17 protein-coding genes are annotated in these 23,392 nt (G+C 43.1%); 8 read left to right on the top strand and 9 right to left on the bottom strand.

Features of this window, described 5'->3' with window-relative positions:
- Nucleotides 1-236: 236 nt before the first annotated feature.
- Nucleotides 237-3,071 (top strand): S9 family peptidase, encoded by a 2,835-nt coding sequence (locus L5M71_RS01850; RefSeq protein ID WP_263206115.1) that lies wholly within the window; start codon nucleotides 237-239, stop codon nucleotides 3,069-3,071.
- Nucleotides 3,072-3,170: 99 nt separating this feature from the next.
- Here L5M71_RS01850 and L5M71_RS01855 read toward each other — a convergent pair whose 3' ends face one another.
- The 5 genes from L5M71_RS01855 to L5M71_RS01875 all read right to left on the bottom strand — a co-directional run bounded on the left by L5M71_RS01855 (nucleotide 3,171) and on the right by L5M71_RS01875 (nucleotide 9,814).
- Nucleotides 3,171-3,593, bottom strand: a complete 423-nt coding sequence (locus L5M71_RS01855) for a DUF3192 domain-containing protein (protein ID WP_028760680.1) — start codon at nucleotides 3,591-3,593, stop codon at nucleotides 3,171-3,173.
- A 110-nt stretch (nucleotides 3,594-3,703) separates the two neighbouring features.
- Complete coding sequence (gene xni / locus L5M71_RS01860; RefSeq protein WP_263206118.1) at nucleotides 3,704-4,510, bottom strand: flap endonuclease Xni; 807 nt, start codon at nucleotides 4,508-4,510, stop codon at nucleotides 3,704-3,706.
- A 21-nt stretch (nucleotides 4,511-4,531) separates the two neighbouring features.
- Nucleotides 4,532-5,887: a nucleotide 5'-monophosphate nucleosidase PpnN gene (ppnN, locus tag L5M71_RS01865; protein WP_028760679.1), complete on the bottom strand. Its 1,356-nt coding sequence runs from the start codon at nucleotides 5,885-5,887 to the stop codon at nucleotides 4,532-4,534.
- Between the two features lie 56 nt (nucleotides 5,888-5,943).
- Nucleotides 5,944-7,500 carry a GGDEF domain-containing protein gene (locus L5M71_RS01870; protein ID WP_105249767.1) on the bottom strand — a complete coding sequence of 519 codons (1,557 nt, stop codon included), beginning with the start codon at nucleotides 7,498-7,500 and terminating at the stop codon, nucleotides 5,944-5,946.
- 151 nt (nucleotides 7,501-7,651) lie between these two features.
- On the bottom strand, nucleotides 7,652-9,814 hold the full coding sequence (locus L5M71_RS01875) for a tetratricopeptide repeat protein (protein ID WP_263206120.1): 2,163 nt from the start codon (nucleotides 9,812-9,814) through the stop codon (nucleotides 7,652-7,654).
- Between the two features lie 134 nt (nucleotides 9,815-9,948).
- On the opposite strand from L5M71_RS01875, the gene L5M71_RS01880 reads away from it, so the two are divergent.
- The gene (locus tag L5M71_RS01880) at nucleotides 9,949-11,760 is read left to right on the top strand and encodes a M61 family metallopeptidase (protein WP_263206122.1); all 1,812 of its coding nucleotides are present in this window, start codon (nucleotides 9,949-9,951) and stop codon (nucleotides 11,758-11,760) included.
- Between the two features lie 171 nt (nucleotides 11,761-11,931).
- On the opposite strand, the gene rdgC is transcribed toward L5M71_RS01880, so the two are convergent.
- Nucleotides 11,932-12,846, bottom strand: coding sequence for a recombination-associated protein RdgC (gene rdgC / locus L5M71_RS01885; RefSeq protein WP_113941038.1), 915 nt, complete (start codon nucleotides 12,844-12,846; stop codon nucleotides 11,932-11,934).
- 291 nt (nucleotides 12,847-13,137) lie between these two features.
- On the opposite strand from rdgC, the gene L5M71_RS01890 reads away from it, so the two are divergent.
- The 5 genes from L5M71_RS01890 to L5M71_RS01910 all read left to right on the top strand — a co-directional run bounded on the left by L5M71_RS01890 (nucleotide 13,138) and on the right by L5M71_RS01910 (nucleotide 19,732).
- Nucleotides 13,138-14,088 carry a porin gene (locus tag L5M71_RS01890; RefSeq protein ID WP_263206124.1) on the top strand — a complete coding sequence of 317 codons (951 nt, stop codon included), beginning with the start codon at nucleotides 13,138-13,140 and terminating at the stop codon, nucleotides 14,086-14,088.
- Nucleotides 14,089-14,274: 186 nt separating this feature from the next.
- Nucleotides 14,275-14,964 (top strand): phosphate regulon transcriptional regulator PhoB, encoded by a 690-nt coding sequence (gene phoB / locus L5M71_RS01895; RefSeq protein ID WP_007646631.1) that lies wholly within the window; start codon nucleotides 14,275-14,277, stop codon nucleotides 14,962-14,964.
- An 80-nt stretch (nucleotides 14,965-15,044) separates the two neighbouring features.
- Nucleotides 15,045-16,343, top strand: coding sequence for a phosphate regulon sensor histidine kinase PhoR (gene phoR / locus L5M71_RS01900; RefSeq protein ID WP_263206128.1), 1,299 nt, complete (start codon nucleotides 15,045-15,047; stop codon nucleotides 16,341-16,343).
- A gap of 495 nt (nucleotides 16,344-16,838) precedes the next feature.
- On the top strand, nucleotides 16,839-17,810 hold the full coding sequence (locus L5M71_RS01905) for a PstS family phosphate ABC transporter substrate-binding protein (RefSeq protein ID WP_113941039.1): 972 nt from the start codon (nucleotides 16,839-16,841) through the stop codon (nucleotides 17,808-17,810).
- A 695-nt stretch (nucleotides 17,811-18,505) separates the two neighbouring features.
- A complete protein-coding gene (locus tag L5M71_RS01910) occupies nucleotides 18,506-19,732 on the top strand; it encodes a tyrosine-type recombinase/integrase (RefSeq protein WP_263206154.1) in 1,227 nt (408 codons plus the stop codon).
- Here the strand turns inward: L5M71_RS01910 and L5M71_RS01915 are convergent.
- From L5M71_RS01915 to L5M71_RS01925, 3 genes are all read right to left on the bottom strand, one after another.
- The gene (locus L5M71_RS01915; protein WP_248067322.1) at nucleotides 19,724-20,344 is read right to left on the bottom strand and encodes a hypothetical protein; all 621 of its coding nucleotides are present in this window, start codon (nucleotides 20,342-20,344) and stop codon (nucleotides 19,724-19,726) included. The two genes, L5M71_RS01910 and L5M71_RS01915, sit on opposite strands and share 9 nt — an antisense overlap.
- 18 nt (nucleotides 20,345-20,362) lie before the next feature.
- Nucleotides 20,363-20,980: a DUF6988 family protein gene (locus L5M71_RS01920; protein WP_263206130.1), complete on the bottom strand. Its 618-nt coding sequence runs from the start codon at nucleotides 20,978-20,980 to the stop codon at nucleotides 20,363-20,365.
- A gap of 460 nt (nucleotides 20,981-21,440) precedes the next feature.
- The gene (locus tag L5M71_RS01925) at nucleotides 21,441-23,243 is read right to left on the bottom strand and encodes a hypothetical protein (protein WP_263206133.1); all 1,803 of its coding nucleotides are present in this window, start codon (nucleotides 23,241-23,243) and stop codon (nucleotides 21,441-21,443) included.
- Here L5M71_RS01925 and L5M71_RS01930 point away from each other — a divergent pair.
- Nucleotides 23,237-23,392, top strand: a 156-nt coding sequence (locus tag L5M71_RS01930) for a transposase (RefSeq protein WP_259573881.1), incomplete at its 3' end; no start/stop codon positions are given. The genes L5M71_RS01925 and L5M71_RS01930 overlap by 7 nt on opposite strands.

Raw genomic sequence — 23,392 nt, forward strand, 5'->3', positions numbered from 1 at the left:
TTCGTCGTTACTGCAATTGTCTGCCCCAGTGCTAACTGGATAGCAGGACTATGAATTTGGTATTTTTTCTGCCTATTATTTTAACCATCTTTGGTCAAACTTCACAGGAAATAGTGAGCAATATCACGATTTTTTATGTGGTATAACTTGTAAAAATACTGGGTTCTCACCATGATGGAGAGCCAATGGTTAAAAAAGTCTACTTTAGTCTAACAAATATATAAAAGAGGAAGACATTGAAGTTAATCCCTATCACATCCCTGGTTTTGTTATCCCTTGGAATATTGCCAGCAGTGCAGGCTGAAACCAGCACTAAACCGCTCACCCTAACAGACATTATGCATTTTGAATCCCTTGAAAAGCCGGTTATCTCAGATAAGGGGCAAGTCATCGCGGTCGAGTCTGCGCCCGATCGCGGGGATAGTCACGTCATTGTGAAAAATGTCCTGTCGCAGCAAAGCTATCAAATCGCGGGGGGGTCAGATCCCTTGGTGAACCACGATGGTCGTTATGTAGCTGTGGTGGTTAAACCGAGTTTGCTCACGCGTGAAACGAGTGATGCCAAGGCGAAGAAAAAACTCAAATCCGACATGGTGTTGCTCGATACTCAAACTGGCACGCAAACTCGCTTCGAGCGTGTGAAGGAATTTGTGTTCAGTGATGACGGTAAGCATCTGGCGATTTGGTTTGAGGCTGATGAAGAGTCCAAAAAAGATGCTGAGCCTAAAACTACCGAAAAACTCGCTGAAGCAGGCACACAAAGCCCTGCGAATATTGATAAGCCAAAGGTCGATAAGTTTGACCAAGGTCGACGTTTTACGTTGCTCAGTTTAGAAGACCAAACAAAGCGAATTGATGTCGAGCAGGTTACTGGCTATGTTTTTGATAAGGCAAGCCGTAGACTCGCGCTGGCAGTGAACGATATCACCAATAAGCAACATCAATTGCAGTTAGTCGATTTAAACACTCACAAAAAAACCGTTGCCTTTGATTCGCTTAGCCAACAGATTGGTGCGTTAGCGCTGGCTAAAAATGGTCGTTGGCTTGCATTTACGCAGGGCAAAGACAGTGAATTGCCCTATGGCCGCAGCTATCAGTTATCGCTGGTCGATTTGCAGTCGGGCAAAATCAGTAACCCCCCTGAATCACCCGAGTGGAAACTGAATCGCTACACTAGCTTAAGCTTCTCATTGGATAGCGAACGGCTGTTCTTTGGCCGCGTACCTGAGGTGAGTCAACAGCTCAGTTTGCAGAAGATCACCGAAGAAAAAGACCTGTTCGATACAAATATTGTCACCGGACAGCGTGGGCTTAAGGTATGGCATGGGGATGATCCTCGTATTAAGCCTAATGAAATCAAGCAATATGAGGACGAGCAAAAACGCACTTACCTTGCGGTATTGCATTTAGGTTCGAATAACGTGGTGCAGCTTGGCGATAAAACTGTTCCAGATGTGACGATTTCACAACATAAACGTTTTATGTTGGCCAGTTCAGATTTGCCCTATCGCAAGATGGCGACGTGGGCAGGGTTCTACCAAGATTATTATTTGGTCGATATTAATACTGGCAGTAAAGTGCCATTTTTGACACAACAGCCGAGTGATGCCGAGCCTACGCTGTCGGGAAATGGCAAGTATGTGGCTTATTATCAGCAAGGTAATGTGTATCTCTATGATATTGCACAGGACCGTCGCACTAATCTCACAAAATCCCTAAAGGTCAGTTTTGCCGATGAAGACCACGATTATCCATCCAGTGCTCCAGGATATGGTTTTGGTCCTTGGCTTAAAAATGATGCGGGTTTCTTGGTTTACGACAAATACGATGTTTGGCAGTTTAATACCGAATCTAAGGCGGGTTTTGCCTTAACCGCAGGTAAAGGGCGCACCCAGAAAATTCAATATCGCCTTGAGGGCTTAGTCGATAATCCCGATGAGCCGACAGAGCTTGCCTATAACGCTACGGTTTTACTCCACGGTTATAGTGATAAAACCAAGGCCGATGGTTTTTATCAAGCCACCTTGGGCGAAGCGGGCGTGAAGACGTTGATGCAAGGTGAGTATAAGCTGACAGTATTGGGACGCAGTAAAGACGCTGACACTATCGTGTTTTCTAAGGAGCGTTTTGACTTATTCCCTGACTTGTATACGGCTAACTATAGCGCACCGCAAAATGCAGTTAAGCAAACCGATTTAGATAAGCAGCGTCAAGCCTTTAACTGGAGCCAATCCGAGTTAGTTCACTGGACAAATGGCGATGGTAAACCGTTAGATGGCGTGCTGATCAAGCCGACCAATTATCAAGAGGGTAAGCGCTATCCTGTACTGGTTTATTACTATCGCTTTATGACGGATAGACTGCATGCCTTCCCGCAGATGAACATTAACCACAGACCTAACTTTGCTTGGTACATCAATAATGGCTATGCGGTGTTTCTACCGGACATTCGCTTTGAAATTGGTTACCCAGGGGCGAGCTCAGTACAAGCGCTCACGTCTGGCGTGCAAAAGCTGATTGAGATAGGCATTGCCGATCCCGATGCTATTGGTTTGCAAGGTCATTCTTGGAGTGGCTATCAAACGGCGTTTGCCATTACTCAAACTAAGATGTTTAAGGCGGCGGTTGCAGGTGCTCCAGTATCGAACATGACCAGTGCCTATAGCGGTATTCGCCACGGCACAGGCATTGCGCGTCAGTTCCAATATGAAACCGGACAGAGTCGTATTGGCGCAAGTTTGTTTGCCGCGCCGCAAAAGTACATTGAAAATTCGCCAGTATTTTATGCTGACCGTATTCAAACGCCTTTGATGATCATGTTTGGTGATAAGGACGATGCAGTGCCTTGGGAACAAGGTGTTGAAATGTACTTAGCTATGCGCCGTGCAGGTAAAGAGGTGGTGTTCTTGCAATACGAGGATGAGCCGCATCACTTGAAAAAGTACCCGAACAAGCTCGATTACAGCATTCGCATGATGCAATATTTCGACCATTATCTGAAGGGAAAACCTGCGCCAGAATGGCTCAGCAAAGGTGAAGCCTATGTCGAGTATAAGGCCGATGATGAATAGGCAATTGGCTTAGTTGTTTTACAATTGAGCCAATTCGTTGATTGTCAAAATAAAAACGCCACCGATTCGGTGGCGTTTTTATTTAACTGTCAGTTGTATTTATTTACTGGTTAATGTCTCTTGGGCAGAGCTGAGGGCTGTGTCAGTATCTGCATCGAGATATTGCTTATAGGTATCTTGGCCCCAAGCAATCAATTGATCATTTTCAAAAATCAGTGGGGTACATTCCTCTTTCGTGGTCACACCGTCTGATTTTTCATGGTGAGTGCGATAAAAGAGCACCTGTAGCTTGGTTTCTTTTACGGCTTTGGCCTCTGAAAAGTCAGCTTTACCTAGTAACTGTTTTACTGAAACGATATTTTGCCCTAGCGCTAACTCGTTCATTTTTTGGCTGTTATAGGATTGTCTGTCCTCCCAACTCATGTCATCTGGCGTAGGTTCATAAACGAGTACCACCACAGCGACAAAGGCGACGTAGGCGGCGAAAATGCTACCGATGATTACCGAAACTTTTGATTTCATTTACAGTTATTCCTTTACCTCATTAAATGAGTCACGTTATTACGTCCATAAAATACGCTTTTGTTGTTCTAAGGTAAATGCGTTAATTGCAACTTTATATTAACAGATGTTTAGGCTGGATTGATTGGGTTTTCAGGCAGGCAGTTATTATCAGGCAAGGAGTTCATCACGCGAAAATCTTTTAAATTAATATTGAGTGGCAGGTCTGTTTGTAACTGTGCGAGCTTATAGCTGAGTCTTGCCATCTCCTTACCTTCGGCAAGTTTTTTGGCTTGTTTAGCGCCTAAGTTAGATAGCGATGAAAACAAGGTTGGTAAGCTTCTAAAGGTTTTCAATAATTCGGCGGCTGATTTAGGGCCTATGCCCGCAATACCAGGAATTTTATTACCGCTGTCGCCCGCTAATGCCATCAAGTCGAGAAATTGACTGCGTTCGACACCGAGTTTTTGTTCCAACGCAGCGATATCTAAGTGCTGCTGATTAAAGTGATCCCACTGGCTGATTCGGCGATGATTGAGCTGACTAAAACCTTTGTCGGTGGACACTATAATGGCTTCCCCCTGCGCTTTGGCGGTTTTTATCGCTAGAGTGGCAATCACATCATCGGCTTCAGCCGCCGCATAAATAGATCCAATGTTCATCATGGTTAAGTGATCTTGCAGCGCAGCAAGGCCTTTTGCCAGCGGCTCAGGCATAGGTTTACGGCCTTTCTTATAATCGGGGTAAAGCTGTTTACGCCATGAGATTTCATCCCCATCCCACACGATAGCTACATGGGTTGGGCGATGCACACGCAGCAGTTTAGTGCACGCAAAACTGACGCGCTCTGTGAGGCTTTGCATATCGGATTCATCGGGGATCGCCGCATAGATGCGGCGAACCAAGTTGAGACCATCGATGATTAAAAACTTGTTCATGGGCTGTTGTTGCTTCGCTCTCTATTTCACTATTTGATAGCAAGGAATATAGGCGCTTCCTGGAAGCTTCATTCTTTGTTGTTGTACAAATGCACTTAAGAGTTTATCCATCATATCCATGAGCTTAGGATCGCCTTTTAATTGGAAGGGGCCATCACGCTCTATGTGCTTGATTGTTTCCGACTTGACGTTACCCGCCACTATACCCGAAAACGCTTTACGCAGGTTGGCGGCAAGTTCGGCTTTGTTGGTTTGGAAGTGTAGATCTAAGTTTGCCATCACCTCGTGGCTTGGGATAAAAGGTAACTGAAACTCAGACTCAATCTTCAGTGCCCACTGATATTGGTAAGCATCACCTGTTGAGCGGCGATAGGCTTTTACTTGCTCCATTCCTTGCTTCATGATGCGTGCCACTTCAGTGGGATTATCTATGATAATTTGGTACTTTTTCTGAGCTTCGGGTCCTAAGGTTGAGGCAATAAACTCATCAATCTTAATGAAGTAATCTGCGCTCTCCGTTGGGCCTGTGAGTATCAGCGGGAAAGGCGTTTGTTGGTTTTCTTCGTTAAGTAAAATACCCAATATATAGAGCAATTCTTCAGCCGTGCCAGCACCGCCAGGGAAGATAATAATGCCGTGGCCTAAGCGCACGAAAGCTTCGAGGCGCTTTTCAATATCGGGTAAGATCACCAGTTCATTGACAATTTGATTCGGTGGCTCGGCGGCAATAATACTTGGTTCAGTTAAGCCAATATATCGTGCATTTTTAATCCGTTGCTTGGCATGGCCTATCGCCGCACCTTTCATCGGACCTTCCATCGCACCTGGACCACAGCCAGTACAAATATCTAATTCCCTCAGGCCAAGTTGATAACCTACCTCACGTGTGTACTGGTATTCGATGGCATTAATACTGTGTCCGCCCCAACAGACGACCACATTAGGGTCTTTCATCGGTGCTATCGCCCGCGCATTACGCAGAATATCAAACACCACATTGGTGATATGGTGGGCATTGGTCAGATTAATGTGTTTTAGTGAGTCATATCTATCACTGATATAAAGGATATCGCGTAAGACAGAGAACAGGTGCTCTTGAATTCCCGTGATAATTTGACCATCGACAAAGGCTTGTTCGGGGGGATTGATCAGTTCTAATTTTACACCGCGCTCCCGTTGTAGAACGTTGATGTCGAAATCATGGTATTGCTCGAATAGGGCTTTAGAGTTGTCGGTTTTTAAACCCGCGGCAAGCACTGCTAAGGAGCAGTTGCGGTACAGTTGGTATAGGGCACTTTTGGCACTATTTTTGAGTCGATCAACTTCAAGTTGCGAAAGCTGATCCATGCTGCCTTTTGGGCTGACTTTTACTATCATTTACCACTCCTTCGTCATGACAGGAGTGATTAGAGGAGGCGTATAGTGGGGCTTAATTATACGTCAATCACAACCCTGTCTCTGCTTTCGTGTTTCGCTTTGTAGAGTGCTGCATCGGCGCGTTCAAAGGTCTCATGTATGAGTTCACTTCCCATAACTTGCGCAGCCCCTATAGATACTGTAACTGTAATTCTCTGATTTTTAAATTTAAATGGAATATTTTTTACTTTCTCGCGCACTCTGTTTAAAAGTTGAGCGATATCAGCAGGGGCCACATCAGGTAATAGCAGTACAAATTCTTCACCGCCATAGCGGGCTACAAATTCTGTATCTCGCAGGGAGTTTTTCAATGCCATTGCTATAACTTGCAAGGTTTTATCACCTGTGCTGTGGCCAAAACTGTCGTTGATGGTTTTGAAGTGATCGATATCGGCAACGGCAACCCACAACGGGGACTTATGCCGTTGATAGTTACGGTATTCTAGCTCCATGCGCTCTTCTAATGCAGCACGGTTAGGCAATTGAGTTAAGCTGTCGAGTAAGTTGAGTTTTTGTTGTTCAAACAAACGCTCTTTGTAGGTGTTAGCCTCACTACTTAACTCATTAAGCTCTTTGCGCATTGTCTCCATCGACTTGCGCAGCAGAGCTTGCTCTCTTTGCTCTAGGGCTTCTTTACGGGCTAATGCCGAGCGGATAGAGTTAAGTTGCTCTGTTAGTTGAGCTTTAAGGTCAACGACGTCTTCCACATCGATAATGATTTCACCTGCGTTATCGACGCGGGTGTTAATCTCACGATTCAGCTGGGTTTTTAATTGGAAGCTACGTTGATTGTGATTGTAAGACTCGCTCACCACCTCACGTACCGCGGCTAAGGCATCGTTGAGGGCAAACAAAAACTCTTGGGATGCCGATTTCTCGCGGGCGATATTATCAAGCAATAACGCTAAAATGGTTTGGTAGGCTTCGAGCAAGCTATCAACTTCAATCTCAGAAGAGAGTACTTCTTTGATCACTAATACTTGGTCACGTTGATCTTTACGGAACTCGATTTCCGAAATCATCTGTGCCAGCTCATGTGCTAGCTGCCTGTGCTTTGGTAAGACATCAAGCTTTTCAGATTCGCTAAATTGTAGCTGTAATATGGTTTCGTAGAAGCCAATGATTTGCTTAACTTTAGGTATATATTCCCACACAGTATGAAAAGGTTTAGCCAGATCTTGCTTGAAGTAATTGACTTCTTTTTTGAGCTTTTCAGGTGCAGAGTTAACGCGTTGGATCTGACGGATCACCTGTGACAAACCAGTACGACTCTCTTCGAGTTGTACCATCACATGGTGATATTGGCCTTTTAGCAGGCGCTCGACATCAACTAATTCTGGCAATGCCTCATCGACTCGCTCAAACGTATTTAAGTTATGGCGCAGTTTGGCGAGTTTATTATCCAGCTCAAGATTTTGCCCTTTACAGGCGAGGCTTAAGTGACCAATAAATTGGAGTAATGTCTGTAACTTTGCATTTCTATCTTCATTAACTTCATCAAGGGCAAGTTTGGCCGAATGGAGTTTCTGTTGCAGCAAGGCAAGTTGTGAAACTGTAGCGCTTGAATCCTTCATCCTGAGTATTGTCCTAACTCTGCAAGGCTAAAAAACATGACAATCCTATGTCCAGATTAGCTGTTAACTCATATGATACTAATGTTATAACACTGGGCGTAGAGTGCAAATGCGATTTACCTGTGACTCTGTGATTAATTACCGATATTGATCAAATATTTTCCAGTAATTGCCTATCTTGGTTATTTTCCCAGCAAGGCCAGCGAATATCCTCTTTATTGCCGTTGGTCTCTAATCTGATTAATCCACGCTCAATGCCTTTTTCAAGGTGCAAAAATAACGGATTTGCAAATAAGCTCAAAGGAACAAAGTCGAGGGCTCTGAGAGCGACATAATAGTCGTTATTGCCACCTAAACTACGGGCACAGGCAAGCGCCATCTGCACTGTTTCAAATTTTAATTTCGCGGCCATTTTAATTTCTGATTTCGCTAAAAGTGGCAAATGCGCAAAGCCAAGACGGAAATGATGTGTGATTTGCTGTTCATCGAGTTTCAGGCGTACTTGGCTGAGTATTTGTGTCGGCTCAATAGGTTGCGTGAACCGAACCGCAAATACCCCTTGGCGTACCACATAAACAGATGCTGCAAGTGCATCCGTTAGATGATTGGCAATTTGCGCTGTTACTGCATCACTAAAATATTGGCCATAGTCCAGATCCGCCGTAAGTTGGGTGGGAAAGGCGATAATCGCGAGTGCCGTTGTGGATTCCTGACTTTGATTATGGCTTAAGTGCGCTAATAATGCGGCATACCCTAAATTGTGAGTGAAGGGTTCCTGCAGCGTTAATTGAGTTAATGCCGCGTTTTTAGCCATTATTTTGCGACGATTTTGTAGCATGAAAATAATCACGAGCAGCAAGAGTCCGGCAATAAGGCTGCAAATGAGCAGTAGCGTGTGAGTGTTGTTGCTTTCTTTCACTGTCTCAACGAGTTTTCCCTGTAGCATGTTGAGCTCAAGTTTTAGCTGTTGCTCTGCAAGGGCAGAGGCCGACACTGGGGAGTCTTTATCTGTCTCAGCTGGCTTTTTACCTAGCTCAATGATACGGGCTTGGGCATCGATGGTTTTTGATAATTCACCTAATTTCTTCGCCGCCGAGGCGATAAGTGTGAGTGCGGATTTTTGTTCATCGACCAGTTTTAAATCGACCGCGAGTGCTAATGCGATATCGGCATGGGCCATCATCAGCGGCCAATCTTGGTTGGTTTGGGCGATTTCACCAATTAAGAGTTCGTTATAAACTTGATAGTGATGGCTTTGTTTTTCTTTGAATATTTGATTGGCCATCAGTAAATATTTTAGGGCGTTAACATTGTCTTTAATATTTGAGTAGGCTTGTCCTAAATTATGGAAATTAAGCCCCTGTGCGATGTAGTTACCGCGTTTTGCATCTAATTGCTGGGCATTTAGGTAGTAATCAATCGCTTTATGCCAATCCCCTTGTTCGCCATAGACCATAGCGATCACAGTCATACAACTTGAAAGATAAGTGTCATTGCCCATTTTTTTAAAGCCAGCCGCGGCTTCATGAGCATTTTTAAGCGCTTCATCCCACTGCTTTAAATCACGGTATACCTTTGAAAGTTGCAATTGCAGATTGGTCTTCATTGAAGGGTAATTAGAACGATTAGAGATCCGAATCGCTTCACTATAATGCTGTAATGATTTTGTAAGCTGCTGATTAAAATTGTAATAAAAGCCAAGCCTCGCTTCAGCCGCCGCGATTAAGTAATCGTTTCTGAGTTTATAGGCAATGTCGCGGTATGTGTGGAAGTGCATCAGTGCTGGCACTTCTTGGCGGATCAATAAATGTAAGCCACCTAGATGTTCATGAATATTGTGTTTAAGAATTAATGCTTCGATGTCATAGCTGTCGTTGATGCGGGTGAGCGCTTCGTTATAAAGACCAATCGTTTCTTGATATTTCTGTTCAGTACGGCCAAGGTAACGGCCATTTAACATGGCGACCATGGCAAGTTCGTAGGGTGATTGCGCCGCAGTCGATAGGAGTTCAATCAAGCTTTTTGCGTTTTGAAAATCGACCTTGGTTTTAACGTTCGGCTCCATATTGAGGCGGGCCAGTAAATACAAAATCTGTTCAAATTCGAGTGGATTGTAACCTTGCTCTTGGGCTGCGCGCTCAAATTGGTCACGGTTTTGAAATGCGAGGGGAAAGGAAATCGTTTTGTTGAGCGCATCATACATTTGCTGCGGTGATTCTCTTAACTCAACCTCATCCGCTTCGAGATCTCGGCTTTGGACAGTAAAAGGCAGTGACAGCAACAGAGTAAATAAAATAACCGTGAGTTTTTGCATTTGAACTGTGATTCCTCATTCCTTTAGTCAAGGAACTTATTTTGTTAGCTTTTGTTAGCGCCTAATGAGGATGCTACATCGACTTGTTATACTTGGAAAAATCATAAGAAGCATAATAACAGAAGGAAGCAAGAGTGAAACCCAACAGACTATCAATCTTGATATTGAGCGCATTATTTTCGGGTCAAGTATTGGCCGATGTGAAATACCAAATCGACCTTATTAAACCCGAACACCATATTGCCCAAGTGAGTGTCACTTTTCCTGAAGTGAAGACGAACGATTTTACGGTGAATCTCCCTGTGTGGCGGACGGGCAAATATCAAGTATTGCCTTTGGCCGATGGTGTGCGCTTATTTAGTGCTAAAGATAGTCAAGGTCATGAACTGCAATGGAAGCGCACCGCGAGCGGTGAATGGCAAGTGGCGCTCACGCAGCCAACCCGTGTTACCGTCAGTTATCAATTGTATGCTAATGAATTAGGCCAAAGGGTGCGCCATATTGACGCGAGCCATGCCTATTTAGATGCTAGCGGTGTGTTCATGTACAGTCCGCAATTTCGCTCTGAACCAATATCCGTAGAATTAAAAGTGCCTAAAAATTGGCAAAGTTACTCTGGGATGTCATCGGGTAAGGCCGCTCATTCCTTTATTGCCCCTAATTATGATGTGTTGATCGACTCCCCGATTGAAACTGGTATGAGTACCCATAAACAATTTAGTGCTAATGGTAAAAACTATGAATTGGTGTTTTGGGGTGAAGGTAACTATGACACGGATAAAATAGTAAAAGATCTTAAAGCCTTAAGCGGTCAAGCCAAGGTGATTTGGGATGATTATCCTTTTGATCGTTATGTTTATATGGTGCATGCAACGAGTGGTGCCAGTGGCGCGACAGAGCATTTAAACTCTACTGTCATTCAGCTGCCGCGCTTTAGTTTCCGTGAACGCAAGGACTACCTGCGCTTTATTAGCACAGCATCCCATGAGTTTATCCATACCTGGAACGTGAAGGCTTATCGCCCAGAGGGATTAGTTCCCTACGATTATCAACATGAAAATATGACGGAATTACTGTGGATGGCCGAAGGATCTACCAGTTATTTTCAAGATCAGTTGTTGCTGCGGGCTGGAGTCATAACAGTTAAAGAGTTCCTCGAAGATTTAGCCAAGCGCGTCGAGAAAAACCAACTCAATCCAGGTCGTGAAACTCAATCTGTGGCAGAGGCGAGTGCGGGGGAGTGGAGCAGTATCGGTGGCGATTATGCCATTAACCACAGTGTAAATATTTACTCAGAGGGCTACTTAACCTCTTTAGCCTTAGATTTTTCATTGCTGCAAGACTCCGAGCTTAAGTATTCATATCGCGATGTGCACCGTCGTTTATATCAAGAACATCGCGTACCAAAAGGCTATGGTGTTAGTGATGTTCAGTACATTCTTAAAGACTTATCCGGCAAAGATTATGCACCTTGGTGGCAAGCCAATGTGAATAGTCCCATGAGTTTAGATTTCCCAGAATTATTATCACAGGCAGGGTTAAATCTGTCCTATGGTAAAGATTCAAAAGCTGAGGCATTTGCAGGAATGACCTTGAGCAGTACCCATGGCTCTTTAGTGTTAGACCAAGTGTTGCGTAATGGTCCTGCTTGGCAAGCGGGTATAGTTGCGGGGGATGAAGTATTAGCGATTAATGGTCTCAAGGTGACTGCTGCGGGTTTCTATAAGCGCATCAAAGACTTTAAGGTTGGCGATAGTGTAGAGGTGGTATTATTTAGCAACGATAAAATCAAGCAAGTACAGCTCATCCTTGGCGAGCAGCAAAGCGGTAAGCTAGTGCTCAAGGGGGATGCAAAAGCGACTAAACAGCAAAAAGCTTTCTTCAAGACTTGGTTAGGCATTGATTGGCCGTTTGACAATAAAGGCGAGTTAGCGACTAAAGCTTAATGTGGTTAGGGCTTCATCTTTAGCATTTAAATGCCTTTGTCTTAAAGCCACCTAAAGTGAAATCGTCATAAAAAAGGCGCCACCATTATTTTGATGGGGGCGCCTTTTCTTATCTTGTACGGCTCAGTCTAACAAGCGAGTCGCAGCTCTCGTATGCTTAACGAGTTTTGCTTAAACTTGTGCGTCTTCGAGTCCACCAAGGGCGGCCACGAGTGCATGCATCAAGGCGACTAACTCGCTGCCCATTAGGGCAAAGTCTGCATCTAAACGGGCCATAGGATCGTCAGTGCCGACTTCATCGTTCCCTGCTCTAAACTCTTCAGAGAATTTAAGGCGCTTCACGCTGGCATCTGATTGCAATAATAGTGCAATCGATTGGCCGAAATGCAGCGCTAACTTGTGTACTTGCTTACCTGTTGCTAAGTGAGCTAACACTTCGTCTTCTTTCAAATCCTGCTGCTTAAAACGCACAATTCCGCCTTCATCAGCTTCAGATTTGAGCTCGGCTTCGTCTTGCATTTCAAAGGGTAATGGTGCGCTGCCAAGTTTTAACCATTCAGTTAAATTGGATTCGACTGGCGCTTTAAAACTCAGTGGGATCACAGGTAAACTGCCGAGAGCTTTACGTAATAACGCTAATAATTCTTCGGCCTTAGTGGCACTTGAACTATCAACGAGGATCATTTCTAGCTCAGGTAAAATCAAGGCGTGGGTTTGGCTTCGGCGCGAAAAAGCGCGTGGCAGTAGGCTAGTGATGATTTCATCTTTTAGCGCATCTTTTTCTTTTTTCGCCAGTTTACGATTTTCTTCATCTTCAATGAGAGCCACTTTTTCTTCTAAGGCTTCTTTGATGACTTGGCCTGGCAGAATTTTCTCTTCTTTAGTCACGCAGATCAGATGGCGATTGTCAGCGCTATGGACCAAAGAACTGCCTTTTTTGCCTAACGCATTTGAGAAACCAAATTTACTGACATCTTGGCTTGAGCAGGGGGAGAAAGTGAAATCGGCCAACGCAGTTTCTAGCGCTTCGGTTTCGACGGCAAAAGGTTTATTGAAACGATAAAGAGTAAGATTTTTAAACCACATAAGAGGCGCCCATTGAAAATTAAAGTGGCAGTTTACGGCATAGTTTGGGCGGGGTAAACCTGTGTTCAATAGCTGATTTTTAACGGAAGATCAGAATTCATTAAACTGTAACATAATAATTAGCTTAGCTGCAGCCTGCATTTTTACTGGGTTTTATGCCTGGCTTCTCGTCAGTTTTTTTGCACACCAACGTTAATGGTCACAATTGAAATAAAATTGAAACACATTCATTGCAAACTTTCGGTCGTTCCAAACCAATAACCAAGACGAACATAACGTCGAAAGGATTAAATGATGAACGTTTTTTGTAAAACTCTACTTGCTTCTGCGCTAGCTTCTGCAACTCTGGCTTCAGCTAATGCCGCTGAGCCACTGACTGTTTATGGTAAGTTGAATGTCACTGCTCAATCAAATGATGAGAAAGGTGATGCTACAACAACTATTCAAAGTAATGCTTCTCGTTTTGGTGTGAAGGGTGATTTCGAACTGTCTAGCTCGTTACAAGCCTTCTATACTATTGAATATGAAGTTGATACTGGCGCTGAGACTAGCAACAACTTCACAGCCCGTAATCAATTCGTCGGCCTGAAAGGCTCCTTTGGTTCGTTCTCTGTGGGTCGTAACGACACCCTGCTGAAAACCTCTCAAGGTGGCGTTGACCAATTCAACGATTTATATGAAACTGGCGACATTAAAGTCCTGTTCAAAGGCGAAAACCGTTTAAGCCAAACGGCAACTTATTTAACACCTTCATTTGGTGGTTTCGTCTTCGGCGCAACCTATGTGGCGGAAGGCGATGCCAATCAACAAGGTCAAGACGGCTTCAGCTTAGCGGCCATGTACGGTGACGCTAAACTGAAAGAATCAGCTTTCTATGCGGCTATCGCTTACGATTCAGATGTTAAAGGTTATGAAATTATTCGTGCTACGGTACAAGGTAAAATCGCTGGTTTCACCTTAGGTGGTATGTACCAGCAGCAGGAAGAGACCTATAAAGACGAACTGCCGGTGACGACTGATAGCGTTAACGGTTACCTGTTCAGTGCGGCTTATGATATCAAGGCAGTCACTTTGAAAGCACAATTCCAAGATATGGAAGACAAAGGTGATTCATGGTCAGTGGGTGCCGATTACAGCTTAGGTAAGCCAACGAAATTATTAGCTTTCTACACTAATCGTTCATTCGAAGCTTCTTCTGATGATGACAAATACATTGGTGTTGGTTTAGAACACAAATTCTAAATCCGGTATCAAGGTTTAATTAAGGAGGCATGCAGCCTCCTTTTTTATTGCCATAAACAAACAGTTATATAAACTCATTATGACAAATATCGCTACTATATGGCTTGCGCGGTGCGCTTATTCATAAATCTGTAATAAAAATGACTAATAATAACCGTGTTGACATTCACTGACAGAAAATCACTTATGACTGCAAGGATATTGATAGTAGAAGACGAGTTAGCCATCCGCGAGATGCTGACTTTTGTAATGGAACAGCATGGGTTTACGACCTCTGCGGCGGAGGATTTTGATTCGGCCATTGCGCTGCTAAAGGAGCCTTACCCCGATCTGATTTTATTGGATTGGATGTTTCCTGGCGGAAGTGGTATTCAACTGGCGAAACGCTTGAAACAAGATGAGTTTACCCGCCAAATTCCGATCATAATGTTAACCGCCCGTGGTGAAGAGGAAGATAAAGTCAAAGGCCTCGAAGTCGGCGCCGATGATTACATCACTAAACCCTTTTCCCCTAAAGAGCTGGTCGCCCGTATTAAGGCCGTATTGCGCCGCAGTGCTCCTACCCGTTTAGAGGAAACCATTGATGTGCAAGGTTTACTGCTCGACCCCGTGAGCCACAGGGTGAGTGTGGGTGAGACGGTACTCGATATGGGGCCTACTGAGTTTCGCTTATTGCACTTTTTTATGACGCACCCAGAACGTGTCTATAGCCGCGAACAGTTGCTCGACAATGTATGGGGCACCAATGTGTATGTGGAAGACAGAACCGTCGATGTGCATATTAGACGTCTTCGTAAAGCCGTTGAAGAATCTGGACATGATCGTTTGATCCAGACTGTTCGTGGTGCAGGTTATCGTTTTTCAACACGCATATAGTGCCGAATAAGAGATAGGCACAAGTTGGCTTTTAGGCTATCTTGTGCTCCTCCTATTTAGCCTGATGTCTGGGTTTATCTATGTCTCACTCTTATTCAGGGTATCGGTTATTTACGCGCTTGGCAGTTTTTCTACTGCTTTGTTTGCTAATTGGTTTATTGGTTGGGAGCCCCCTCTGGATACTCACTATTGGTCTGCTCGGTCTAGTGTTGTGGCATTATCGCCAATTAGCACGGCTTAACTTTTGGTTATGGCGGGATAGAAAACTCACGCCGCCGCAGGGCAGTGGGAGCTGGGAAGGGATATTTAACGGCATTTATCGCCTCCAAGGGAAGAATCGCCGCCGTGTTGGGCAATTAGCCGCGCTGTTGGCCCGATTCCGTCAAGGCGCTGAAGCGCTGCCCGATGCCGCTGTGGTGCTTGATTCTGAGCATAATATTTTATGGTGTAATAAGTTAGCGCAACTGATTCTCGGTTTTGTGTGGCCGCAGGATAATGGTCAACGAATCGATAATTTAATCCGCCATCCTGATTTTTCCGCTTATATCAAAAGTGCACAATATAAAGAACCGCTGGAGTTACCTTCGCCTGTATCGGATAAGCGTTTACTTGAAATCCGTATCATGGCTTATGGTGACAGACAATTGTTATTAATTGCGCGGGATATTACTCGTATACGTCAGCTAGAGGGAATGCGTAAAGAGTTTGTCGCTAATGTGTCGCATGAATTAAAAACGCCGCTCACTGTGCTACAGGGTTACCTCGAAATGATGCAAAGCATGGCTGAGCCTGATTCGATGAACGTCAAGCCGTTAGCATTGATGCAGCAGCAGACACGACGAATGCAATCTATGGTCGAACAGCTATTGATGTTATCGCGAATTGAAGATGCGGCTGATATTAACCTCGAAAACACTGTGAATATGACGCAGTTGATGGAGGTGCTCAAGGAGGAAGCTAAGGCGCTGGCACAAGATAAGTATGAATTGAGTTTCTATTGTGAGCCTGGACTTGATTCTCACGGCAATGAATTACAGCTGAGAAGTGCCTGTTCTAACTTGATTTCTAATGCGATTCGTTACACAGAACCTGGCGGGAAAATTACAGTGCAGTGGTGCAGTGTGGCTACGGGTGCCATCTTTAGCGTAACGGATACGGGTGAAGGTATTGCGGCTCAGCATATTGGTCGATTAACGGAACGCTTTTATCGGGTAGACAGTGCGCGCTCAAGGCAAACCGGTGGTAGTGGTTTAGGTTTAGCGATAGTAAAACATGCGCTTAACCACCATCACAGTAAGCTTAAAATCAGCAGTGAAGTCGGTAAAGGCAGTACTTTTAGCTTTATTATCCCTTTGCATCTTATCGAACGTAAGAAATAGTATGTGTGAGTGAAATATTTACAATAAATAATAAAAACAGGCCATTAGGGCCTGTTTTTATTTCTAGGTTTATTGAGTCTTTATTATACCAATAGTATTAAATATCTGTTCATTCAGCGGGGATTCAACGCGCTTTAGACAAGGCGAAGGCTTGAAGGCAGAGTGGTGCTCTGTCGAAAGCCTTTAACGCAGTATAAAGCGCGTTGCCATGCCGTTAACATCAGCCGCCCTTCGGGAGCCACACAGGCATCCCACTCCGGTGTTGCATGAATGACCATTTCTGCGTCAATGCGCCTTGGATTGAAATGCCTGTGAGGCTCTGAACTGATTAGATATTTAATGTGATTGGTATTAATGACAGAAAAAAGCGATAAATAGTGCATTGTCATTTAAGTGTCATATCACGGACATAGAATTGTCATTGTAGCGATTGATACTGGCTGCGTCTGAAGAAACTTAAGTTACAAATTAGTTAGCTTACTACTGGAGCACATAATGAAACTGAAAAAGCTTGTCGGCGCGATTACTCTAACAGCCGCTGGTGTATTCTCTGCCACTGCGATGGCATCGATTGATCCATCTTTGCCTACTTATGAAAAAGCGAGCGGTGTATCTGGCAACTTATCATCTGTAGGGTCAGATACCTTAGCCAACATGATGACACTTTGGGCAGAAGAATTTAAACAAATGTACCCTAACGTCAACATTCAGATCCAAGCGGCGGGTTCTTCTACTGCGCCACCAGCGTTGACTGAAGGCACTTCACAGTTCGGTCCTATGAGCCGTAAGATGAAGCCTAATGAAGTTGAAGCGTTCGAAAAGCATTTTGGTTATAAGCCAACTGCGATTCGTGTTGCTATCGATGCTTTAGCCGTATTCGTGCACAAAGATAACCCAATCAAAGGCTTAAGCGTTGAGCAAGTTGATGGCATTTTTTCTTCAACTCACAAATGTGGTAGCAGTGACATCCAACGTTGGGGCGATTTAGGCTTAGACGGTAACTGGTCTGCCAAAGACGTTCAACTTTACGGTCGCAACTCAGTATCGGGCACTTACGGTTACTTTAAAGAGCACGCGCTTTGTAAAGGTGACTTTAAAGCTAACGTAAACGAGCAACCTGGTTCAGCTTCTGTTGTGCAATCTGTTTCTCAATCTTTGAATGCGATTGGCTACTCAGGTATCGGTTACAAAACTGCAGGTGTTAAAGCTGTTGCCATCGCTAAGAAAGGTAATGAGTTTATCGAAGCTACAGCTGAAAACGCGGCTAATGGTACTTACCCACTATCACGTTACTTATACGTTTACGTGAACAAGCAACCAAACAAAGACTTAGCACCAATGGAAAAAGAATTCCTGCGTTATGTGTTGTCTAAGCAAGGTCAGCAAGTGGTAGAGAAAGATGGCTATGTGCCAGTGCCTAATAGCGTAGTTGCTAAAGATTTAGAGCAAGTAGGTATTCGCTTGTAAGTCAAATGGCTTGTTAATTAAGGACCTCTCAGGAGGTCCTTTTTGTTTTTGTGGTTTTAAATGTGTGATGATGTCAGGTTTAGACCAAATTAAAGACATAAAAAAGCAACCTAAGTAGGTTGCTGTAAATTCCAATTCGGAATCTTGGGATTCGATGATATCTTCGAGTGGGTGAGTGAACTTTTTTGGCGATGAAATTTCCGTCACAAACCTGTTTTTCCTGTTCGTTAACTCATAGGGCAAGTATTAGAAATAGGGTTAATTGTCCATAACTGAGATGAAAAGGGCAAAACGGGGATTTTTGGAAATGTTACGAAAAAATTTCTAAAAACTGTCATTCCTATGGCTGCACATAAGCAGTCAAAAAATTTTAGGTTCTGTAATTTATTGAAATTTAATATTAAAAAGTGAATCGCGGTCTCTCCGCAGGAGATGGTTCGCGATATTAACGAAAATTATCTGAAATTAATAAATCATTATAAAACATGTTGTTAAGTGTATTTTATGTGGTTTTGACATTAACTCAAATTACTGTATTTTAGTCTAAATTAATCCCTATAGTGTCACATAGGCTGCATAGGATTTAAGGCTAAGCCATTATGAACATTGAAACAAGCTTCACAAAACGTGCTTTCGAACAGCTCTGAATCGGTCAAAAATGCTTCAGAATTGCGGATTTCGGCCATAGAGACTCAATTAATGGCTTAATCTTAGATGTTTTTCCATCGGGAAAAAAGGTTTTTCGCTTTCGCCGCAAGCATTTAGGTAAAGACGTCACAGTGACGATCGGGGAGTTCCCGCATTTAACCATAGAGAACGCCCGTAAACAGGCCAAGCATATTGCCGTAGACTTGGCTGAAGGGGTGAATCCGAATGAGGCAAAGCGCCTTGCAAAACAAGAGGCTGAGCGCAAAGAAGCTCTGTCGATCAGCGTTCAACAGTTGTTTGATTCCTTCGAAGCTGAGTTTATGGTCAAAATCAAAACGGGTGAGCGGCGACTCAATTCCCTTAAGGATATTCAATCCACATGGAAGAACCACATTCAACCGCGCATTGCTCATTTACCCGTTGAAAGCATCACCGCTGTCGAAGCTGAAAACCTGCTTAAGCTGATTATCACCAAAAACTCTGCCGCTGTGCGTAACAAATGCCTGACCTTGCTCAAGTCGATGTTCAATGAGCAACAAATCAATCCCTTTGGCCGCATCAAAAAATTGGCGGCGGTGAAGCGTGAACGGATTTTAAATCAGCATGAGGTGAGGGCATTACTTGAGTCGTTAGAATTTGAGCCGCCACTTTACCGTGATGTTGTCATGTTATTGCTGTTAACAGGGCAGCGTAAAAGCTGTGTGTTTAGCATGGAGTGGCGCGAGATAGATCACCAGCGCGGGGTGTGGATTATCCCGACCAGTAAGATTAAATCGAAAAAGCCCCATGCGGTGCCATTAACCAAAGAGGTGATGGCGATTCTTGAACGCCGAAGCCATGAAGCCGCTCACGGCGTTAAATATGTGTTCCCTGCCGAACGTAGTCATTCAGGCCACATCACCGAAAATGCGGGTAAGGGAAGTTTCTGGTATCGCATTACTGAACGGGCAGGGCTGCGAAGCCCTGAAAAGTCAGCGACAGCAAAAGAGGATAATGTCACTATCCATGACTTAAGGCGAACCATCGCCAGTTGGAGTGTGATGCGCGGTGGCAATATTCAAACGACAAGTAAGTTGTTAGGGCACAGCGATATCAGTATCACAGCTAGCACTTATGCCCACTTAGATGTTGAGAATGTCAGGGCAGAGCTTGGGATCACCACGGCACAGCTATTGGGGACTTATGTTCAAGAGTCGAGGGTTGATAAGCTGGTGAGGGAAATTGAACAGCTCTCTCTTGAAGAAAGGAAAGAGCTGCTTATTAGATTAAATTGAGGATTTTTTACTTTTATTCGTTACTCGATTGAACGGTTTGAATTTATGCTTAATTGTTGATCTTGCACTACTTAAATGACCATCTTGAAGTAATGCTACAATACCAAGGAAAATAAATACTCCACCAAATAAATAACCCATAAACGAAATGAAAAAATTATCAGATTTAGAATGTGTTACCATCATAATAATGATTCCGATGCTTGCTGATAATATGTATGCACCTATTAGTTTTATGTGCTCATAAAGTCTTGCTGAGTTTCTTGAATATTTTTCTACATATCTGAAAGAGTCTTTTTTTTCTGAGATTTCGATATATCTTGCTTGATCACTATAAGCTTTCAGATGATTAAATGCGTGGGGTGTATTAATGAACCATTTACTTTCATCCAATGTGAGGTTTCTACTTATTAAACAACTAAATGCTACGCAGATTACAGGAAAGTTTTTGTCAGATGGTTCGTCAAGGTATGTTTTAATTTCTTTATAAATTTCGAACTTCTTAAGCCTACCTGTGCTTTTTTGTGCGAAAAGATGAGATAAAGTTAACGCTATACCAAAAATAGCAGCCAGTCCTCCAATCAATTTTGTAACAATATCAATGTATTCCATTTTTAATTCCAAATTAAATTACAGTGTATAGTTAAAACAATCCTGATATTTCTTAAAAGAGTGCATTGCATGTGCAGTAACTAACGGATTCTGAGTCATTTGTGCCCAAAAGTACCCTGTAATTCCACAAAGCTGATTAGAGTTTTTAAGTACATTTTCAAGTAATGGGATTGGATATCCTTTACTCTTACGACTGATAGCGTGGATGCCGCCATGTATGTAAGAACTGAGCGGCTTATAAGAGTTGTCTTTAAATTCAAGTAACGGCTGAAGAGCATTTGGAGGCGCTTTTCCCTCCATTGATTTCATCATGTCTCCAACCATAGGTATTGAATTTCCTGCCTGAGCTGAGTCGCTGTTAAGCTCTGCAAGTAATTTATCAACCATGTTGTCTGATGCGGCAAAAATAAGCCAATGTGCCCTTACTAGAGATTCGTACTGAAGTCTTAATAGGCCTAAAGCGGAGGTGAAGGCATGTGAGTGCATAAGGATCTTAATGCTCTGCGCATGTTCCATCGAAACAGCACACAGGATGCGTGCTCCCTCTGTGCGCTTTGATGGTTGAGCTTCTGGATTAGATAGAAGCCCATAAACAAAGTTTTCGTACTCGGCAGAGCGTAACAGTAGCTGATCCATGCTTTTTAAATTCTTTTTAAACAGTTGGTTGAGTAAAGTCTACTCATTATTGATTTTTGAAGCAATGCAGAACAATAAGTGGCTATCAGTCTTTGTGCATCTCTAAGTGATGCGCTGTGGTAATATTCAAACTACCAATAAGTTACTCCGCCATAGTCCTCTGCCGTTAGGCAAATATTTAAAAAATAGCCTGTATCACAGCAAGCACCTATGCCCACTTAGATGTTGAGAATGTTAGGGCTGAGCTTGGGATCACCACGGCGCAGCTGTTGGGGACTTATGTTCAGGAGTCAAAGGTGGATTGGTTGGTTAGAGAGATTGGGAAACTCTCGCCGGCAGAGCTACGAGAGTTAAGGGAGAGAATGTAAAAAACTAAAACGTTATAAATAAATTTGGCTATTGCAGTGCCCTTTTATTTTTTACAAATAAGAGAGGACGTTATTAGAGCCCATGTACTGTTCTAAGTAATTTTTGTGTTTATTACACCCTCAAGGCCTTGGGCACTAAGCTTATAGGCACCAGTTATTTCAAGACGGCCTGAATATTCATCAGATCTGAAACCTCCAATGATGTTTTTTTCACCGAGGAACGTCCATACAACTTTAAGTTTGTTTGAGTCCAAATATTCTAAAAATAACCGTTTATTTACTAACAAATAAGCCTTGTCTTTGACTGCAATTGACGGACTGAAACAGCATAGTTCATTATTTTGATTTACAAACTCGGCAACATTCTTAGTTGGCTTTAAACCCATGCCGTTGTATATGAAGGAAGATGGCTTCAAAATATTTAGGGAACCTTCTATAGAGCCATCAATACCTTTTTCCCATAAATAATTACAAGTTGTTAAGATAACTTCAATTTTATTATTGCTTTCTCCTTTTAAATCTATTTCATGGTGCTCCAAACCACCATAATAATAGTTATTAAAATATTGGTGAGCTTTAGACCAATAGTATTCACGGTCAAAAACTTGGTATCTGTCAGAGGCTTCTGGCATCCATCTACCCATAAAGTCTTGCTTGGTAGACCATGCATACAAGTTTTGACATTCGTCTTCTGACACAATGTAACTTCTAATGTGGTAATACATTCTTTTGTGAGGGTGCTCCCACTGTTTTTTTCCTAGAACTTTGGGTTCTGCCCACTCAGGATACCCCTCTAGTACCAGCCACTCTTGATTGTTGTTATCAACAACCGAAATTAATGCTTCAGGGTTTGGCAGATCGTTATGATCGTGAATCCATTCTTTGTCACTTATTGCCCAGTTTTCGTGTTGTTCAGTTAGCCACCATTTAGTTTCTGTGGACTCATCTTCCCATTCGGAATATCTAAGAAGCATTGAGGGATCAATATCCCGAACAAATGGTTGCCAAGTACCTTGATAAGGTTCGGTATTATTCTCTTGCCATCCTTGATCAGATTTCATGACACAGTTATCAGAAACTCGTGCTAATACTTCATGTAAAGCTATCCATTGGTACTTTTTACCAATACGTTCACTACTTGAAGTTCGGCCTCTACCTGAGCCTATTCTGCTATCAAATTCGCCGTGCAACTCGGCGTTATACCCATATTTTTCGAATATCCACTCCACTGCTATATTACTAAGTTCGTCAGGATTTACATCCCAAGCTCTAAGGGCTGATTGAAAGGTATATCGACCAAAATCACCATAAGCACAAAGACCCCGTCCGTACTCAGTGGTCATTGAACTTAAAATATTATTTTGGGAGTAGAGGTATCTTTTGTTCTTGTCAAAGTCTAATTTATATTTTGTATCAAGTTCCTCATTCGTTGGGAAGCTAGTGGGGAAATTACTTTGATATGGTGGACGGCACTTATTTATGTTGATACTTAGATCTTTGCACAAATGTTGTGCGTATTCGATAACTCCACGGGCATAGTCACGAAGTAAGATATGCGGGTACACTTCACTTTCTGTATCAAAGATTGTGATAAAAACGTAATTTGCTAATGATTTGAGGGAAGCTTTATCCGTGCTTAACAATGCACAGCCGTAGGCTGTCGCAAATAGACGTTCATATATGTATGGATCGTTTACACCTTCAAATTCGGTTAATACATCAATTAATATACCGATATTATTATTTAACAAGCAAACTAGCGCTTTTGTTGCTTCGTCACGAAGTTTTCTGTCGGTACTAGGGTCTGTTGATCTTTCGAGAGTAATTTTTAGACAGCATGGCAAGACGTTATAATTTGCTTCGCCAAAAGTAACCATAACCTCAAGCCATGCCAAGACTTATGCTAACCGATGCACGCTGGGAAAAGCTATTTCATTTAATGAAAAGCACAGGCCGTGTTTATGACAAACCTGAACATAGACAAACATTCGAAGGTATTCTTTACCGCCTTAGAACAGGTATCCCTTGGCGAGATTTACCTAAA

It is taken from the genome of Shewanella sp. SW1 (assembly GCF_025653545.1).
GTDB lineage: Bacteria > Pseudomonadota > Gammaproteobacteria > Enterobacterales > Shewanellaceae > Shewanella > Shewanella oncorhynchi.